Consider the following 15,992-nt stretch of genomic DNA (forward strand, 5'->3'; position numbering starts at 1 on the left):
TTTCTGGCCGGCGTTGGGTAGCGGAAGATAACCTGTTCTAAATTCCCACCGGATACGGCTTCTCGTGCGCGTCCGCTCGGCCTGAGCGCTCGAAGCGGCCCTGCAGCAGGCTCAGCAGGCCGGTGTACCAGTAGCCGAAGACGAACAGCAGCAGGAACGGCACGGTGAAGTAGTTCTCGCTCGTGACCGCGTACCAGACCGTGACGACGAAGTAGCATCCGATCGACAGCTCGACCCACGGCACCCAGCCCAGGCGCTTGCGATACTTCTGCGCCTGGCTCTTCTCGCCCTTTTTCTGGACGCTGTACTTCGGCGTGCGGGCGAAGGCGCTCTGCACGCCGAAGAGCGCTTCGAGCACGGCCTTGGTGTTGGTGATGGTCAGGCCGACGCCGAGCGCCATCAGGCACGGCAGGTAGAGAAACGTCTTGTACCAGCGGCCGGGGAAGAGCTCCTTCTGGCTGACGAGGTAGAAGCTCGAGACGCTCATCGTGCTCGCCATAAAGAGCGGGAAGTCGATAAGCATCATCTGGATCCAGCCCTGGTAGCTGCGGATGATCATCGCCGGCATCAGCAGCGTGCTGAGCACGATCATGAGCGGATAGCTGAGATTGGCGGTGAGGTGGTACCAGGCCTCCAGCTTGATGTGGAAGGGCGCATCGGATCGTAGAACGCGGGGAAGAATTTTCTTGCCGGTCTGGATGAGCCCCTTGGCCCAGCGCGCCTGCTGGGTCTTGAAGGCGGTCATCTCGATGGGCAACTCGGCGGGGCACTCGACGTCCTGCAGGTATTTGAACTTCCAGCCGATAAGCTGCGCGCGATAGCTGAGGTCGGTGTCCTCGGTCAGGGTGTCGTGCTGCCAGCCGCCGGCCTCGCCGATGACGCGGGTACGCCACATGCCGGCGGTGCCGTTGAAGTTGAAGTAGACGCCCGCGCGCGAGCGGCCGCCGTGCTCAAGGACGAAGTGGCCGTCGAGCAGGATGGCCTCGACCTGCGTAAGGAAGCTGTAGTTGCGATTCAGGTGCGTCCAACGCGTCTGCACCATGCCGACGCCGGGCTCGGCGAAGTGGTGGATGACCTGGTGGACCCAGTTCACGGGCGGCACGAAGTCGGCGTCGAAGATGGCGACGAACTCGCCGCGCGCAACCTTCAGGCCCGCGTCGAGCGCTCCGGCCTTATAGCCGTAGCGGTTCGTGCGATGGAGGTAGAAGATCGGCTGCGGGGCCATTGGATTCGGCCCGTCGAAGCCCGCGGCGTAGCGCTCGACGATCTCGCGTGCGACGGAGGTGGTCTCGTCGGTGGAGTCGTCGAGGAGCTGAATCTCGAAGCGGTCGCGCGGATAGTCCAGGCGGCAGCAGGCCTCGATCAGGCGCTCGATGACGAACTGCTCGTTGAAGATAGGGAGCTGGATGGTGACGAAGGGCAGCTCGTCTTCAGGGAACTTCGCGACGGGCTCGGCCCAGCGCGCGGTGTTCTTCTTGTTGCGGTAGTAGAGCCAGACGAGCTGGTAGCGGTGGATTCCGTAGAACGCCAGGATGACCATGACGATAAAGTACGGAATCAACAGGCAGAGATCGAAGCCGTTGAGCTGGTAGATGCCCTTGAAGGTCTGGTCGAGATAGTGCGACTTCCAGTAATGGCCCAGCCCCTTGGGGGCGAGCGCGAAGGCAAGGATGTGCAACTGATTGAGCAGACGAGGCTCCGGTACAGGGATTCTGGGCGTTGACCGCCCCTAGAGATTGTACGCGAGCCGATTCAAGGAATCAGCCTGCTTGCGTACTTGGTAAGGAAGCCGCGCGGACTGACGATGTTCAGATGGAGAACTCGTGTGTTATGCAGGTGGCCGAAGTGATGGAAGTCGCCTGTAACGAGGTAATCGACGCGCGCAAAGAGAGCGGACGCCAGAATCGGGCGATCTTTTTCGACGAGTATGATGCCGCGTGGGATGGTATCAATGGGGCCATCGCCGACGGTGGCAGTCTGCCTGAGCAATTCATCCAGTCGCGAGCGGTGGTCGGCGGATTCTATGTGGTTCGCGATCTCCCCCAGTACAAATGGGGAGACCACCGGTGTGATGCGGGCAAGCTTCCAGAATTTGAGGAAGTCGGCATTCGCTGAGCGAGATGCGGAGAATAAGACGTTCGTGTCCAGGTAGACGCGTAGCGGATGAACGTCATGCACTGCGTTTCTCCCGCGCGGTTCTGAAGTGTGCGTCCCATTCCGCTTCGGTAGGCAGAGTGTCACGGTGGCTCGGGGAGAGACCCCGGATGTTCGCCGGGTCAATGCCCATCTCCAAAACGTCAGGCAGATTACGATCCCACTCTTCCTTGGTCATGGAGTTGATCAGGATGAAGTAGCTGCGTTCCTCATCGGACCACACCTCAGGTTCGTAGGCGTAGGCAGGGCGGATACTGATCTTTCCGTCTACGACATCGACGTTCAGCAGCGATCCATCTTCCAGCCCAAACTGCTTGCGCAGCTTCGCCGGCAGAACGATGGTTCCACGCTTACCCATTTTGATGGTTTCCATGGCTGGCCTCCTGAGACGTCAGAATCTCTGAATGTCAGAATATCAGAGGTTCTGACGTCCGATCGAAGGCTAGTTCAGGAACATCGTGCGGTAAAGCGTATCTCGCTGCACCGGCTTGAAGCCGGCGTCGCGGATGATGCGGCGTAGCTCTTCTTCGGTCGTGCAGTTGCTGGTGCCGGCCGCGCGGACGACGTTTTCCTCGATCATCACCGAGCCGACGTCGTTGCCGCCGAAGCGCAGCCCCATCTGCAGGACTTTGAGGCCCTGGGTGACCCAGCTTGCCTGCACGTTTTCGATGTTGTCGAGGTACATGCGGGAGATGGCGAGGGTCTTCAGATACTCGACCGAGGTGGCCTCGTCCCAGCCGCGTCCGCCGAGAGCGGTGTTGTTCGGCTGGAAGCTCCAGGGAATGAACGCGGTGAAGCCGCCGGTCTCTTCCTGGAGACGGCGGACTACTTCGAAGTGGTTCACGCGGTGCTCGATGCGCTCGCCGACGCCGAACATCATCGTGGCGGTCGTACGCATGCCGAGCTGGTGAGCCGTCCGGTGGACGCTCACCCAGTCTTCCGTCCGGCACTTCAGGCGGGCGATCTTGAACCGCACCTCATCGTCCAGAATCTCGGCGCCGCCGCCGGGAATCGAGTCCAGACCGGCGTCGCGCAGGCGGGCGATGGTCGTGCGCAGGTCGAGCTCGGAGTACTCCGCGATGGCGAGGATCTCGCTGGCCGAGAGGCAGTGCAGCCAGATCTCCGGGAAGCGCTGCTTGATGCCGGTGAACAGGCGCTCGAACCAGTCGATCTTCAGGTCCGGGTGGATGCCGCCCTGCATGAGCACGCCGGTGCCGCCCAGCTCGACCGTCTCACGCACCTTGTCGTAGATGGTGTCGAAGTCGAGGATGTAGCCCTCGCTGGCGAGCTTGCCCTTCAGCGGCCGGTAGAAGGCGCAGAAGGTGCAGTATTCGGTGCAGAAGTTCGTGTAGTTGATGTTGCGGTCGATGATGTAGCTGACCACGCCATCCGGATGCAGACGGCGGCGCACCGCGTCGGCCTCCATGCCGATGCCGATCAGGTCATCGCTTGCAAAGCAGTCCAGAGCTTGTTCCCGGCTGATACCCATGAGTAAATTCTACGCCTGCGCAAGATTTTGGTGTGCTGTCGTGAGAATCGTTGGCGCCCTGTGAAATCTGTCATCCTTTACTTCCTTCAGGATGACAGGCAGCGGGGGTCAGGGCGCGGTCGGCGTGGGCATTTCAAGCACATACCGGCTGCGTTTGCGCAGGATCAACGCGACGATCGTCGCCAGCACCATGGCCGTGATGATGCACTGCGACCAGACGCAGTAGATACACCACTTTTCGATCACGTAGGCCTCGAGATAGGTCAGAAAACAGGCGAAGGCGAAGCCGATCTCGGCCAGTTGCAGCACCGCCCACAGGCGGCCCGTCAGCGCCAGCACCAGCATGACCGCGTATCCCGCGATGCCGAGCGCCGCGACCGGCACGTGGAGCTTGCCGGACTTCACATCCTCGTCGAAGGTCTTGGGCGGAAAGACGGCGAAGCGGCTGTGGTTGACCGCGCCGCAGTCCCAGTGCTCGTCCACGGCGCAGGGTGGCGCGGCGCCGGGGTCCATGTTGTGGACGCGCAGGGCCAGGGTGCTCACCACAAGGCCGGCCACGGCCAGGGCTGCAATCAGGATTCGCATGATGGTGTTCCGCATCTGTCTATCTTACCTTTCACGCGCAGGTCCCATGCGGGAGATAAAATCCAAACCATGATCGCGCACACACGTAGAGACTTCGTTTTCAGCCTGGGCGTTAGCGGCGTGGCGTTGGCCGCGCCCGGTAGCCTGCTGGCCGCGCCTTCGCAGGAGTTCACCTTCCTCTTCGTCACCGACGCGCACATTCAGCCGGAGTTGGGCGGGGATCGCGGCACGGCGATGGCTTTCAAGAAGGCGCGTACGATCAAGGCCGACTTCGCCATCCAGGGCGGCGACCATGTCTTCGACGCGAACGCGGTGAGCAAAGAGCGCGCCTTCCAGCTCTACGACCTGTACGGCAAGACCGAGCAGGATCTGGGGTTGAAGGTCCACCACACGCTGGGAAACCACGACCTCTTCGGAACGTCTCCACAAGGCGTGGCGAGCGCGACCGACCCGCTCTACGCACGCGGCCTGTATACGGAGCGGTTTGGGAAGACGTATTACAGCTTCGACCACAAGGGCCATCACTTCGTTGTGCTGGATTCGATCGGCATCACGCCGGATAAGAGCTTCGAAGGACGCATCGACGCCGATCAGGTTGCGTGGCTGAAGACGGATCTCGCCGCGTTGCCGCTGCATGCGCCGGTGATCGTGGTGTCGCATATTCCGCTGATGTCGGCGTACCGGTCGCACTTTCCGCCGCCGGCGAAGCCCTTCGATCACAACTACTTTACGGTGCAGAACTCGGCCGAGGTGATCGAGGCGCTGGAGGGGTACAACGTGCTGGGCGTGCTGCAGGGACACACGCACATCAACGAGACGATCTGGTGGAAGGGCGTGCCGTACATCACCTCCGGCGCCGTCTGCGGGGACTGGTGGAAGGGCGCGCATGTGGGCATTCCCGAGGGATTTACGGTGGTGACGGTCGCCGGCGGCAAGCTCACGACGCGGTATGAGACGTATGGCTGGAAGGCTGTGAAGGGGTAAGAATGCCCGGGTGCCCCATCCTTCGCGGTTTGCGAAGGGTGGGACGTAAGACGCGCGGGCCGGACAGTTTACGTCCCACCCTTTGCGATACGGCTGCAAAGGATGGGGCACCCGGGCTTGATTGTCCCGTCAGGCGGCCAGGTCCATCGTGCTGACCTCGACGACCACGCCGCCGGGCGCGGTGCAGTAAAAGCCGAAGACCGGCGGCCCGGCGCGTTCGATCTTGGCCGGCTCTGGCGAGTCGAAGCCCGCGTCGATCAACCGTTGGTAGTGCTGGTAGACATGCTCGACCGAACCGGCATCGAAGCCGACGTGGAACAGGGCCGGGTAGCTGCCGAGCCGGGTATTCCGGTCCTGCATCAGGATGAGCAGGAAGTTCTCCTCGTTGCGCAGCACGGCGAGCTTGCCCTGGTCGCGGCGTTCGACGACGCGGAAGTTGAAGCCAACCTCGAAGAATCGACACAGCTCGGGTACGTGGGGGACGGCGAGATTGATGTGATTGAGAGTTGCCATGGGTGCGAAGCTCCTGTCGGTTAGGGGAGTCGCATGGGTTGGGGATGTGCGAAATGCCTCTCCGACCCATGCGACAGTCAGACAGTGCACGCGCACTGCCGCCATCGCCGTGGGTCTTACCCGGTATGCCGGGTAGACAGAGGCTGCGGAGTGGAACTTCCGCAGTGGGCCGGGCTTACCGAACCGGCTATGCCTTTTTCGACAACTTTATGATGTGGCAGATTGACTGGCGATGCAAACGATTTTGTGTCGGAGTTGCCGCGTCCACCCACGTCCGATAAGCTAAAGCCATGTATGAAGACTTCACGGTAACCGATCGCTGGACCGGCGAGCCTCTCCACTGCACGTGGAAGGGCACTGTCGTCGCAATCGCCACGCGTCATGCCGACGCGACCGATATCCGCTTTGCCGTCAACGGCCGCCCCGTCTGGATCGCCATGCCGAACATGGCGTGGGTCGAGATGAAGCGCACGAACGGCCATGTGATCACGGACTACCTGGCCGCGCAGGCCGCCGGACGCTACCTGAAGACGGCCATCGAAAGCGGCTACGACAACGGTCGCGAGATGTACACCATGACCGTCGCCGAGGTGCTGGAGCATGCGCACGCGGTGGTGAAGGAGGCGGGCCGGACGGACAATCTGCCGTCGCTGCCGGTCATCTCGGACGACATCAAACCGGAGAAGTTCTTGGGCCACCTGCCGGGCGATCCGGGCAGCGCCGCGTACTTCGGTACGGCGGAGCCGAACGTCAACGAACGCGTCAAGCTGTAGACTCGCCACGGAAGCGGGCGCCCCACGTCTTGCTTTCGAGACGTGGGTTTTTAGTGCCGAAAAGACCGTCCGAGCATCTTAGGGATGGAGGACATGCGATGAACGAGACCATCACCCGGCGCAGCCTGTTGATCACCGGCGCGGCCTTTGCGGCTGCCCAGACCATGCAGGCGCAGTTCTTCCGCAAGCACACGCCGAAGCCTGCTCCGGGCTTTGTGTACATCGGATGCGACACGTCCAAGGGTGTGGCGAAGGGCATCTATCTCTGCCGCTTCGATGCGGCGACCGGGCATCTCTCCACGCCCGTGTTGGCCGCGCCTTCGTTGCGTCCCGCGTACTTCGCCTTCGGCCCGGTGCATAACGGGCGGCGAATGGTCTATGTGGGGAACGAGGGTCCGGACGCGGCCTCGTCGACGATCACGACCTATGCGGTCGACCCGGTGACGGGCATGCTGCGGCAGTTGGCGCAGGTCTCGTCCGGGGCTTCGGGGCCCGCGTATGTCTCGGTCGACGCGACGGGTAAGTCGGCCTATGTGGCGGACTATGCGGGCAGCGCGGTGGCGGCATACGGGATCAAGTCCGACGGCCTGCTGACGCCGCCGGTCGAGGTGCTGAACTATAAAAAAGACGACAGGTTCGGGCCGGTGGGTCCGCAGGCGGATCGCCAGGACGCGCCGCATCCGCACTGCGCGACGATCTCGCCGGACAACCGCTTCGTCGTCGTCTGCGACCTGGGGACGGACAAGATCTCGATCTTCGCGATCCACCCGGAGACGGGCAAGCTGGGCGAGCCGACCTTCTTCCAGTGCGATCCCGGCACAGGGCCGCGGCATGTGGCGTTTCATCCCAACGGTCGCTGGGTCTATGGGATCGACGAGCTCTCGAACAAGATCGACCAATACCTGTGGACCGCGACCCACGGCGCCGAACCGAAGGCGATGCTGGTCGATACGAAGCGCTCCGTCGCGACGCTGGCGGAGGGCTATAGCGGCGGCACGAACACCGCCGCCGAAGTGGTGGTGTCGCCGAACGGCTTTTACCTGTATGCAAGCAATCGCGGCGAGAACACGCTGGTCGTCTTCGCGATCGACCAGGAGAGCGGCGCGCCGTCGGTGGTGCAGCGCATCGGCTGCGGCGGCAAGGGGCCGCGGCAGTTCACGCTGGACCCGACGGGCCGCTGGCTGCTCTGCGGCAACCAGCTTTCGGCCTCGGTGACGGTCTTCGCGCGCGACCCGACGAGCGGCAAGCTGACCGGCCCGGTGCAGACGCTCGCGATCGATTCGCCCATGTTTACGTGCTTTGGATAAGAAGGCATAACGCCGATCGTCACCGATGAAACCGATCAAAACAAGAGAGAGAGATCTCCATCTGTTTTGATCGGTTCAATCCGCTTTTTCGGTGTTAAGCCTTAAGGGTGCCCATGTCGATGACGAAGCGGTACTTGACGTCGTTCTTCACAACGCGGTCGTAAGCGACGCCAAGCTGGTCGACGCCGACGAGTTCGATCTCGGAGACGATGTCGTGCTCGGCGCAGTAGTCGAGCATCTCCTGGGTCTCCTTCATGCCGCCGATGGATGAGCCCGCCAGCCGCCGGCGGTTGGTCACCAGGCTGAAGGCTTCGACCTCGATCGGCTTCTCCGGCAGTCCGACCGAGCAGAGCGTGCCGTCGATCTTCAGCAGGTTCATGTACAGGTTCATGTCGTGCGGGGCCGAGACGCAGTCCAGGATGAAGTCGAACGTGCCCCTGTGCGCGTCGAATGCGCCGGGCTCCCTGGTCAGGATGACCTCGTCCGCGCCGAGCTTCTTCGCGTCCTCGGCCTTGGCGGCGGAGGTGGTGAAGAGGACGACGTGTGCGCCGAAAGAATGGGCAAACTTCAGCCCCATGTGGCCGAGTCCGCCGAGTCCGACGACGCCGACCTTCTGCCCCGGACCGACCTTCCAGTGCTTCAGCGGGCTGTAGGTGGTGATGCCGGCGCAGAGCAGCGGAGCGACGGCCGCCAGCTTCGGCTCCAGCTTTTTGCTGATGGTGTGGACGTAGCGCTCTTCGACGACGATGTTGTTCGCATAGCCGCCGAAGGTCAGCTCGCCGTCGTAGTCCTTCGCGTTGTACGTGCCGACGAAGCCCTTCTCGCAGTAGGCTTCCTCGTCCGCCCTGCAGTTGTTGCAGACCTTGCAGGAGTCGACCATGACGCCGACGCCGGCGAGGTCGCCGACCTTGAACTTCTTCACGTCCGAGCCGACTGCCGTGACGTAGCCGACGATCTCGTGGCCGGGCACCATCGGGTACATGGACTGGTTCCACTCGTTCTTCACCTGGTGAATATCCGAGTGACAGATGCCCGAGTAGGCGATCTCGACGACGACATCGGCGGGACCGGGATCGCGGCGCTCGAAGGCAAAGGGTTCAAGGGCGGAGGTGGCGCTCTGGGCGGCGAAGCCCTGGGACGGAATCATGGTAAGGCTCCTGAAGCAATTTCTATAGGTCTACTCAAACGGTTATACAACGTCGAGGGCCGCGCAGGGATAACAGCTTCCGCTCGGCTCGCCTAGACCCCGGCATGGAGCGAAAAATGCACGACAATCGTCGTCATGACCTCAACCGGTCTGCCGTTGATCTTGTACGGCGTGTAGCGCCACTCCCGCACCGCGATGAGCGCCGCAATCGCTAGATCGCCGTCGGGCACCTTCTCCAGGTGCAGTGAGCGCACATGACCGTCACGGCCGATGATCGCCTTCATGACCACATCGCCCTGCACATGCCTTTGCACAGCGCTCTGGGGATAGGGCACCTCGGTCTTATTGAGGATCGTCCCGGCCACGGCGTCAGCACCCAGCGTTGCCGAGCTGAGGCGCAGATCTTCCAGGTCGTCTCCCGGATTGAAGTCGTCGGGAGTCATGGGCTTCGTTTCGAGCGCAACGATGCGCTCCTCCGCCACTTTGACCGACTTCTGCCGGATGCCGATCGTCGTGGCCAACACTTTGTTCTGGAAGTGTCCCTCGCCGTCGCGCAGAATGGTCTCCGAGCCCAACTGGTAGAAGGCTCGCAGAGAGTCTTTCCCTGCATCCAGACAGTAGGTAGGCAGCAGACCAAGCGGCAGCGGGTCTTCCCCTTTGATCGGCTGGTCGAGCATGATGCAGTCGAGCGGCACTTTGCCCAGGTTGGAGCGCTTCAGCGAGGGCGTCGACTGATCGATTTCATAGCGGATCGGCATGGGACGGACCGCCTGCGCGAGTAGCGTTTGTAGAACCGACGGAGGAGAATCGGTATCCCTGGTGCGGTAGAGATGTCCGTCCTGATCGACCTCCGTCGCCTTGTAGGAGGGCAGATTGTAGACGACGCGGCGGGTGCCGAGCTTCAACCACCACTCTTCGATGGCGCCCTCTTCCGTGGGCTTACCCTTGCTGTCGAAGAGTTGCACGTTCAGCTTCATGTGCCAGGGCGAAAGTCCTTGTACTTCGAGCGTGGTGTTCGCTCTCGTGCGCATCAGGCGATCGGCAAGTTCGTTCGGCTTTTGCGCGGAGGCTGCATGGGCGACTAACAGGCTGAAAAATACAGCGGTGGTGGCAAAGATCCTGCGGCGATTCCGCATGGGGCGGTTCCAGGCAGCGTGCATCTCAAGAGCTCCTTTTTGGTGGCAACCCATGATAATGCAGGAGGTTGAGGAGATCGCGCCGCTACGATCGGCTGGCTAGTGAGCAACAAAGTTTACGAATACATTTGTCATCACCTCAACCGGCTGCCCGTCGAGGAGATAAGGCCTGTAGCGCCACTGCTTCACGGCAGTAATCGCGGCCTGCGAGAAACCTGCACTCGGGGAGGAAGCCGCCTCGGCGTCTGCGACGGCGCCATCTCGCGAGATGATCGCGGAGACGATGACGGTCCCGGACGCACGCTTGACTCTCTCGATCTCCGGATAAACCGGCGGAACCTTGCTGATGACCATGCCCTCAGCCACTCCGGCTGGTACATCTTCGATGGACGGAGTATGAAGAGCACTTGTTTGAGGGATGAAATCGGAATCCACTGGATCCCATGGAGCCATACTGTCGATCTCCAACTTCGCGCGGACTGTCTTTTCCTCGGTGATTGAGATTCGATGGGCTACCGACTTGTCTCCGAAAGGCTCAAGTCCGTTATAGGTAATTGTCTTGTCCGGAGGAGCCTTTGCCAATCGCAGGGTTGAATCTTCGAGGGTCAGGCAGTAGGCGTGTGCTCCACCTGCCGGAGTTGGATCGCGAAGAACCTTGCCGCCTACGACCATAGGCTGGGGAGTAGCGATGATGCATCCTGCCGGTAAGCCGCCCAAAGTTGTGGGCTTGTATTCCAACGCGATCTTTGGCTGGCTGGGAAGATGTGGCACGGGGTTCAAAAGAGCATCGAGCAGATATCTCTCGGATAGCGAGGAGCGAAAAGGCTCTGAGCTGGTGAAGCTCCCATGCGCCTTGATCAGGGTCTGCGTAAGACCTCGATAGGTGACGATCCGCTTCACTCTTTCATGACCATCCCACCAGATTGCTAACTCTCCAGACCCATCCGGCTTACCATTCTTGTCGAAAGTTTCAAAGGTCGCATGAAGATGAAAGGCGCCGGTGGATGGCGATTCAAGTTTCGTCTTATCTCTTGCTGTGTCCAGCAATTTTTTCAGCTCGGTTGCATCAGAAGGCGGTGGGACAGGCGCAGCCCGTCCCACCGCAAAGAGAGCGCTTCCAGCGAGAACGATACCGATGTAAATAGCGTGCCGACTGCATGACGCTCGATTCAACCTGAAGATGCTCATCTCGCTGCGTCCTCTACTCGTCGTAGTGCAGCAGGCTGAGGACGTCGTACTCCTGGAACTTGGCGCGGCCCTTCAGGAAGTCGAGTTCGATGGCGAAGCCGATGCCGGCGATCTCGCCGCCGAGCTGGCGTACTAGCTTTACTGTCGCCTGCATGGTGCCGCCGGTGGCGAGCAGGTCGTCGACGATCACCACGCGCTGGCCGGGCTGGATCGCATCCAGGTGGATTTCCAGAGAATCCGTGCCGTATTCGAGGTCGTAGCTGACCTTGGCCGTCGCGGCGGGCAGCTTCTTCGGCTTGCGCACGGGCACGAAGCCGGCGTTCAACCGGTAGGCCAGCGCGGGTCCGAAGATGAAGCCGCGCGCCTCGATGCCGAGGACCAGGTCGATGTCCTTGTCGATGTAGTAGGCGGCGAAGGCGTCGATCAACTGCGCCATGCCGACCTTGTCCTTCAACAGGGTGGTGATGTCGTAAAACAGGATTCCCGGCTTGGGGAAGTCGGGTACGGTGCGGACGAGTTCTTTCAACGGTTCACAGTTCACAATGCTCATAATTGCTTTACCAGGCTCCTTCAATCTCAAATGGTCCGAGCGTTGCGGCTTCGCTCTCGACCAGCTCCTGCTCCTGGATGGCGTCGACGCGGCTGCCGCGCGAGCCCTTCCGGAGCGATTCTTTCAGTTCGGCGATCTCATCCGGTTCGCCGGCGGCGACGAGTTCCACCTCGCCCGTGTCGAGATTGCGCACCCAGCCGCGCAGGCCGATCTCGGCCGCCTCGCGGTGAACGAACCACCGGAACCCGACGCCCTGCACGCGGCCTTTGACGAGGAAATGGACGACCATTGCCCCAGTGTCGCACCCCCGACCGGGCGACGCAACCGGAGTCCCCATCGGGCAACCCAGCGAAAGCGGTGACCGTCTGAATAGCCAGACAAAATGACTACAGCGGAGCACGACCAGCTGTGATCGACCCAGCGAGGATGCTGCGCACGTTTCTGGCTGATGACTCCCCGAGCACCCCGGCAGAATGCAGATCCTCCTCAACTTTTGGAGGCAAGACCATGAACTTTTCGTTCTCCCCCAAGTGCGTTTTTGCGCTTGCAGCAGCTCTGTGCGCCACGACCGCCGTTCAGGCCCAGGTTTATAAGCTCCACAATGCCGACGTGGCGGTGGGCGCGACCGGCGTCTTCACCACTACGCTCTCCAGCCAGGGTACGAACAGCGAGGGCTCGACCGACACGACGGGCTTTCTCTTCACACTGCGCGACCATCCGGTGTCGTGGGCGGGCGTGGAGGTGAACTACGGCTATGCGAAGTTCACGGAGCGCTTCGTTTACACCCCAGCCCGGACCAGCTACTCCTATGTGCGGACCGACATGCATGAGGCGACGGGCGCGTACCTGATCCATCCTCACTTCCGCCATCTGCAGCCGTTCATCGGTCTCGGCGGCGGTGCCATCGACTTTCAGCCGCTCGACAAGGGCTTCCACCAGTGGCGCGGAACCGGTCTGGTCGAGTTGGGCCTGGACATTCCGGCCGCGAAGCACATGGGCTTCCGGCTGCAGGCGCGCAGCCTGCAGTACCGCGCGCCGAACTTCGGTACGCCGCAGGTCTCGTCGCAGCGCTGGGTCATTACGGATGAACCGTCGGCAAGCGTCTACGTGCGGTTCTAAGTCGGAGCATGAAAAAGCGGCAGAGCTGAGGAGCTCTGCCGCTTTTCTGTGGCCGAAAGACTACGTGGCCGAAAGACTACGCGCGGCTCATGTAGGCGCCTTCCGCCGTATCCACGCGAATCTTCTCGCCTTCGTTGATGAACGGCGGAACCTGCACGACGAGGCCGGTCTCGGTCTTGGCGGGTTTGGTGACGGAGGACGCCGTCGCCGACTTGATGCCCGGCTCGGTCTCCATCACGGTCATGATGACCGCCGTGGGCAGCTCGATGCCGACGGCCTTGCCATCGTGGAAGCTGACCGCGATGTTCAGGTTCGGGGTCAGGTAGTCGACCGCGTCGCCCAGGATGTCGCGCTTCAGCATGGTCTGCTCGTAGGCCTCGTCCATAAAGTAGTAGTCGTCGCCGTCGTTGTAGAGGAACTCCATCTTCACCTCGTCCACGTAGACGCGGTCGATGGGGTCGGGCGAGCGGAAGCGCTCGGTAAAGCTGGCGCCGGTGCGGACGTTGCGCAGCTTGGCCTGGATGAACGCGCGCAGGTTGCCCGGTGTGCGGTGCTCGACCGAAAACACGAGGTGAAGATCGTCCTTGTACTTGATGATCATGCCCGGACGCATCTGCGTGGCTGGAATCGACATAGAAAACCCTCTGATCCTGAAAGCTGAAATTTGGTTGAGTGGGGTGGTCCCGGTAGCGCTGGCGGAAAACCAGTCGCTTCAACCCTTCGATTGTACCGCTTCGCGCCGGATTGCAGCACAGTATCCTCCCGCGACCAACGGGAGCGCCACGCGAAGCCCAGGACGGCACGAAGTGCCTACATCTTGAGGAAGTTTTCGATCATCCGGCGGCCGTTCGAGGTGAGCACGCTCTCGGGGTGGAACTGCACGCCTTCGATGGGCAGCTCGCGATGGCGCAGCGCCATGATGGTCGAGCCGTCCTCGGTGCGCGCGGAGATCTCCAGCTCCTCCGGGACGTCTTTGTCCTCGACGATCAGCGAGTGGTAGCGCGTGCAGGTCATGGTCGAGGGGATGCCCTCGAAGATCGTCCTGCCGTCGTGCGCGACCTCGCTCGTCTTGCCGTGCATCAGCTTCGGCGCGCGGATGACGTTGCCGCCAAAGGCCGCGCCGATGGCCTGGTGGCCCAGGCAGACGCCGAGAATCGGCACGCGCCGTCCGCCGGCCTGCTGCAGCGCGGCGAAGTGCTTGATGAGGTCGATCGTGATGCCGGCGTCCTGCGGGGTGCAGGGGCCGGGCGAGATGAGAATGCGGTCCGGGTTCAGCGCCTCGACCTCGGCCGGCGTCAGCTCGTCGTTGCGCTTGATGACCATCTCCGCGCCCAGCTCGCCCATGTATTGCACCAGGTTGTAGGTGAAGGAGTCGTAGTTGTCGAGGACGAAGACCATGCACTCGATCATACCGAACCCTCGCTAGAATCGGCTATTCCCGCCTCCTCAGAGGTGTCCAACGAGGTGTCCACGATGTACCAGAAGGGCAATACATACTACGCAGACTGGCGCGACCGCAAGGGCGTGAGAAAAAGGAAAGCCTTCACCGATGAGAATCAAGCCCAAGCCTACGAGGATCATCAGAAGGGTGTTGCCCGCCCAAAAACCCGGCGGGAGGGGCTACAGTCGCCGAAGCCCTCACCCGCTTCACGCACGGCAAACGCCCGCGTCACTCCGCCGACGTCGCCGACATGCTTGTCAGGATCGCCGGCCAACTCCCGGCAAAAAGCATCGGGCCGACCCAAACGAACCTCCTCAATCGCTGGATCGACCGGTACCCCAGCGCCTTCACGCGCCACCACAAAGCCATTGCCGCAAAGACAGTCCTCCGTCACCTCGTCGAGTCGTGGGGTTCCAAAAAAGAGCTGATCGGCCAAATCAACAAGCCATCGAAACCGCGCCCGCGAAACGTAACCGCGACACCAGCAGAGAGGGCGGCTATCTTGCAGCACGCGCGGCCACACATGCGCTGCTGGCTGCTGTTGTGCTCGGACCTTGCAATCCGGTCCGGCACGGCTATCGCGCTAACACCATCGTGCTACGACAAGGACGCAGGTGTGCTGCGGTTCCGAAGCAAGTACGAGTCAACCGTCGCACTGCCGGTAACGGCGGAACTCGCGGCGCTGCTCAACAAATGCGACGACCCGTGCCGCCCGTTTATAGCCCAACTAAGCGGGCGGCGGTCAACCTATGGCTCGCTCAGTGTGCAGTTCAGGAAGCTGCGGAAGTTGGCTGGGGTGACGCGGCAAATCACGCCGCACGATCTGCGCAGGACGACGGCGCGGAACGTGTACCAGATAACGAAAGATTTGCGCATCGTCCAAGCCCTGCTCGGGCACGCCGACCTGGCTCACACCGCTTGGTACCTGCAGGACGACATGACACCCGTGCTCTCGTCAACCCTGGAACTCGCCAAGCTCAACCCCACGACGGAGGTGATTCAATGACAACCCTGCTCCGCGAGGACTATTCCGATTCGGTGCTGGGCTGGATTCAGTTCGCAACCGACGCGGCCAAAGAGGCTGAGCAAGCCTCAACGGAGGCCGGCGAAAAGCCGCGCGGCTCGATAGGCCGGCAGGCCTTCAACGCGGCCACACGTGCCAGGGCGTTCGACGAGGGTCTGTACAGGACCCTGCGGGCCATAGAGGAACAAGTCGGCCCGCTCGAGCGCGCCGGGGGAAAGGTTGGCCCCAACCCGGCAGTGCGTGACGCCTTCATTGCCTGCCTGCCTCCACTCACCACCCGGCAACGGGTCAAAGCCTTCATCGCCTGCATCGTCCACGGCCAACTCCATGGCTACCTCGAAGGGGCGGAGGTCAAGTCTCTGCTCTACGCTGCCCAACTGGCCCTATCGGCCCATCACAGAAAGGAAGCCCGTTGAACCTAACTCAGTCCCTTACCCTCGGCTTCGTGCCTGCCTGCCGCTTCTGCGTCCTGGAAGTGGAAACCACCGTCGCCCAAGCTATCCGTGAGCCTGGCGTCCGCGCGATCAGCATCCGCGCGGAGAATCGCTGCCAGCACGAAACCGCGAAGGATTTGACGGCCCG

General features: G+C 61.9%; 19 protein-coding genes. 6 read left to right on the top strand and 13 right to left on the bottom strand.

The genetic code is table 11. The features are described from left to right. Positions 1–37: 37 nt before the first annotated feature. From CHB87_RS14300 to CHB87_RS14320, 5 genes are all read right to left on the bottom strand, one after another. The gene (locus CHB87_RS14300; protein WP_425432487.1) at positions 38–1,540 is read right to left on the bottom strand and encodes a cellulose synthase family protein; all 1,503 of its coding nucleotides are present in this window, start codon (positions 1,538–1,540) and stop codon (positions 38–40) included. 212 nt (positions 1,541–1,752) lie between these two features. Further along, positions 1,753–2,241, bottom strand: coding sequence for a PIN domain-containing protein (locus CHB87_RS22930; RefSeq protein ID WP_425432484.1), 489 nt, complete (start codon positions 2,239–2,241; stop codon positions 1,753–1,755). Beyond that, a complete protein-coding gene (locus CHB87_RS14310; RefSeq protein WP_089409127.1) occupies positions 2,171–2,527 on the bottom strand; it encodes an AbrB/MazE/SpoVT family DNA-binding domain-containing protein in 357 nt (118 codons plus the stop codon). The genes CHB87_RS22930 and CHB87_RS14310 overlap by 71 nt, the downstream gene beginning before the upstream one ends. A gap of 69 nt (positions 2,528–2,596) precedes the next feature. Next, on the bottom strand, positions 2,597–3,643 hold the full coding sequence (gene mqnC, locus CHB87_RS14315; RefSeq protein WP_089409128.1) for a cyclic dehypoxanthinyl futalosine synthase: 1,047 nt from the start codon (positions 3,641–3,643) through the stop codon (positions 2,597–2,599). A 108-nt stretch (positions 3,644–3,751) separates the two neighbouring features. Continuing rightward, positions 3,752–4,228 carry a vitamin K epoxide reductase family protein gene (locus CHB87_RS14320; protein ID WP_245818003.1) on the bottom strand — a complete coding sequence of 159 codons (477 nt, stop codon included), beginning with the start codon at positions 4,226–4,228 and terminating at the stop codon, positions 3,752–3,754. 69 nt (positions 4,229–4,297) lie between these two features. Between CHB87_RS14320 and CHB87_RS14325 the strand changes: the two genes are divergently transcribed. After that, positions 4,298–5,212 (top strand): metallophosphoesterase family protein, encoded by a 915-nt coding sequence (locus tag CHB87_RS14325; RefSeq protein WP_089409130.1) that lies wholly within the window; start codon positions 4,298–4,300, stop codon positions 5,210–5,212. 129 nt (positions 5,213–5,341) lie between these two features. Here the strand turns inward: CHB87_RS14325 and CHB87_RS14330 are convergent, their stop codons facing one another. Further along, the gene (locus tag CHB87_RS14330; RefSeq protein WP_176441774.1) at positions 5,342–5,725 is read right to left on the bottom strand and encodes a VOC family protein; all 384 of its coding nucleotides are present in this window, start codon (positions 5,723–5,725) and stop codon (positions 5,342–5,344) included. A gap of 290 nt (positions 5,726–6,015) precedes the next feature. On the opposite strand from CHB87_RS14330, the gene CHB87_RS14335 reads away from it, so the two are divergent. Beyond that, a complete protein-coding gene (locus CHB87_RS14335; protein ID WP_089409132.1) occupies positions 6,016–6,498 on the top strand; it encodes a hypothetical protein in 483 nt (160 codons plus the stop codon). Between the two features lie 98 nt (positions 6,499–6,596). Beyond that, on the top strand, positions 6,597–7,805 hold the full coding sequence (locus CHB87_RS14340; RefSeq protein ID WP_089409133.1) for a lactonase family protein: 1,209 nt from the start codon (positions 6,597–6,599) through the stop codon (positions 7,803–7,805). Between the two features lie 94 nt (positions 7,806–7,899). On the opposite strand, the gene CHB87_RS14345 is transcribed toward CHB87_RS14340, so the two are convergent. From CHB87_RS14345 to CHB87_RS14365, 5 genes are all read right to left on the bottom strand, one after another. Then, positions 7,900–8,952, bottom strand: coding sequence for an NAD(P)-dependent alcohol dehydrogenase (locus CHB87_RS14345; protein WP_089409134.1), 1,053 nt, complete (start codon positions 8,950–8,952; stop codon positions 7,900–7,902). A 92-nt stretch (positions 8,953–9,044) separates the two neighbouring features. Next, positions 9,045–10,112, bottom strand: coding sequence for an energy transducer TonB (locus tag CHB87_RS14350; protein WP_176441775.1), 1,068 nt, complete (start codon positions 10,110–10,112; stop codon positions 9,045–9,047). Positions 10,113–10,187: 75 nt separating this feature from the next. Beyond that, positions 10,188–11,276: an energy transducer TonB gene (locus CHB87_RS14355; RefSeq protein ID WP_089409136.1), complete on the bottom strand. Its 1,089-nt coding sequence runs from the start codon at positions 11,274–11,276 to the stop codon at positions 10,188–10,190. Positions 11,277–11,289: 13 nt separating this feature from the next. Continuing rightward, a complete protein-coding gene (locus CHB87_RS14360) occupies positions 11,290–11,826 on the bottom strand; it encodes an adenine phosphoribosyltransferase (protein ID WP_089409137.1) in 537 nt (178 codons plus the stop codon). A 7-nt stretch (positions 11,827–11,833) separates the two neighbouring features. Beyond that, on the bottom strand, positions 11,834–12,115 hold the full coding sequence (locus tag CHB87_RS14365) for an acylphosphatase (protein ID WP_089409138.1): 282 nt from the start codon (positions 12,113–12,115) through the stop codon (positions 11,834–11,836). A gap of 218 nt (positions 12,116–12,333) precedes the next feature. Between CHB87_RS14365 and CHB87_RS14370 the strand changes: the two genes are divergently transcribed. After that, on the top strand, positions 12,334–12,945 hold the full coding sequence (locus CHB87_RS14370; RefSeq protein WP_089409139.1) for a hypothetical protein: 612 nt from the start codon (positions 12,334–12,336) through the stop codon (positions 12,943–12,945). A 76-nt stretch (positions 12,946–13,021) separates the two neighbouring features. Here the strand turns inward: CHB87_RS14370 and efp are convergent, their stop codons facing one another. Both efp and CHB87_RS14380 read right to left on the bottom strand, forming a co-directional pair. Next, a complete protein-coding gene (gene efp / locus CHB87_RS14375; RefSeq protein ID WP_089409140.1) occupies positions 13,022–13,579 on the bottom strand; it encodes an elongation factor P in 558 nt (185 codons plus the stop codon). 176 nt (positions 13,580–13,755) lie between these two features. Next, entirely contained in the window at positions 13,756–14,343 is a 588-nt protein-coding gene (locus CHB87_RS14380) for an anthranilate synthase component II (RefSeq protein WP_089409327.1), read from the bottom strand. Between the two features lie 293 nt (positions 14,344–14,636). On the opposite strand from CHB87_RS14380, the gene CHB87_RS14385 reads away from it, so the two are divergent. Continuing rightward, positions 14,637–15,392, top strand: a complete 756-nt coding sequence (locus tag CHB87_RS14385) for a tyrosine-type recombinase/integrase (protein ID WP_089409141.1) — start codon at positions 14,637–14,639, stop codon at positions 15,390–15,392. Then, a complete protein-coding gene (locus CHB87_RS14390; RefSeq protein ID WP_089409142.1) occupies positions 15,389–15,826 on the top strand; it encodes a hypothetical protein in 438 nt (145 codons plus the stop codon). The genes CHB87_RS14385 and CHB87_RS14390 overlap by 4 nt, the downstream gene beginning before the upstream one ends. The last annotated feature ends 166 nt before the right edge of the window (positions 15,827–15,992 follow it).

The organism is Granulicella rosea (genome assembly GCF_900188085.1).
Lineage (GTDB): Bacteria > Acidobacteriota > Terriglobia > Terriglobales > Acidobacteriaceae > Edaphobacter > Edaphobacter rosea.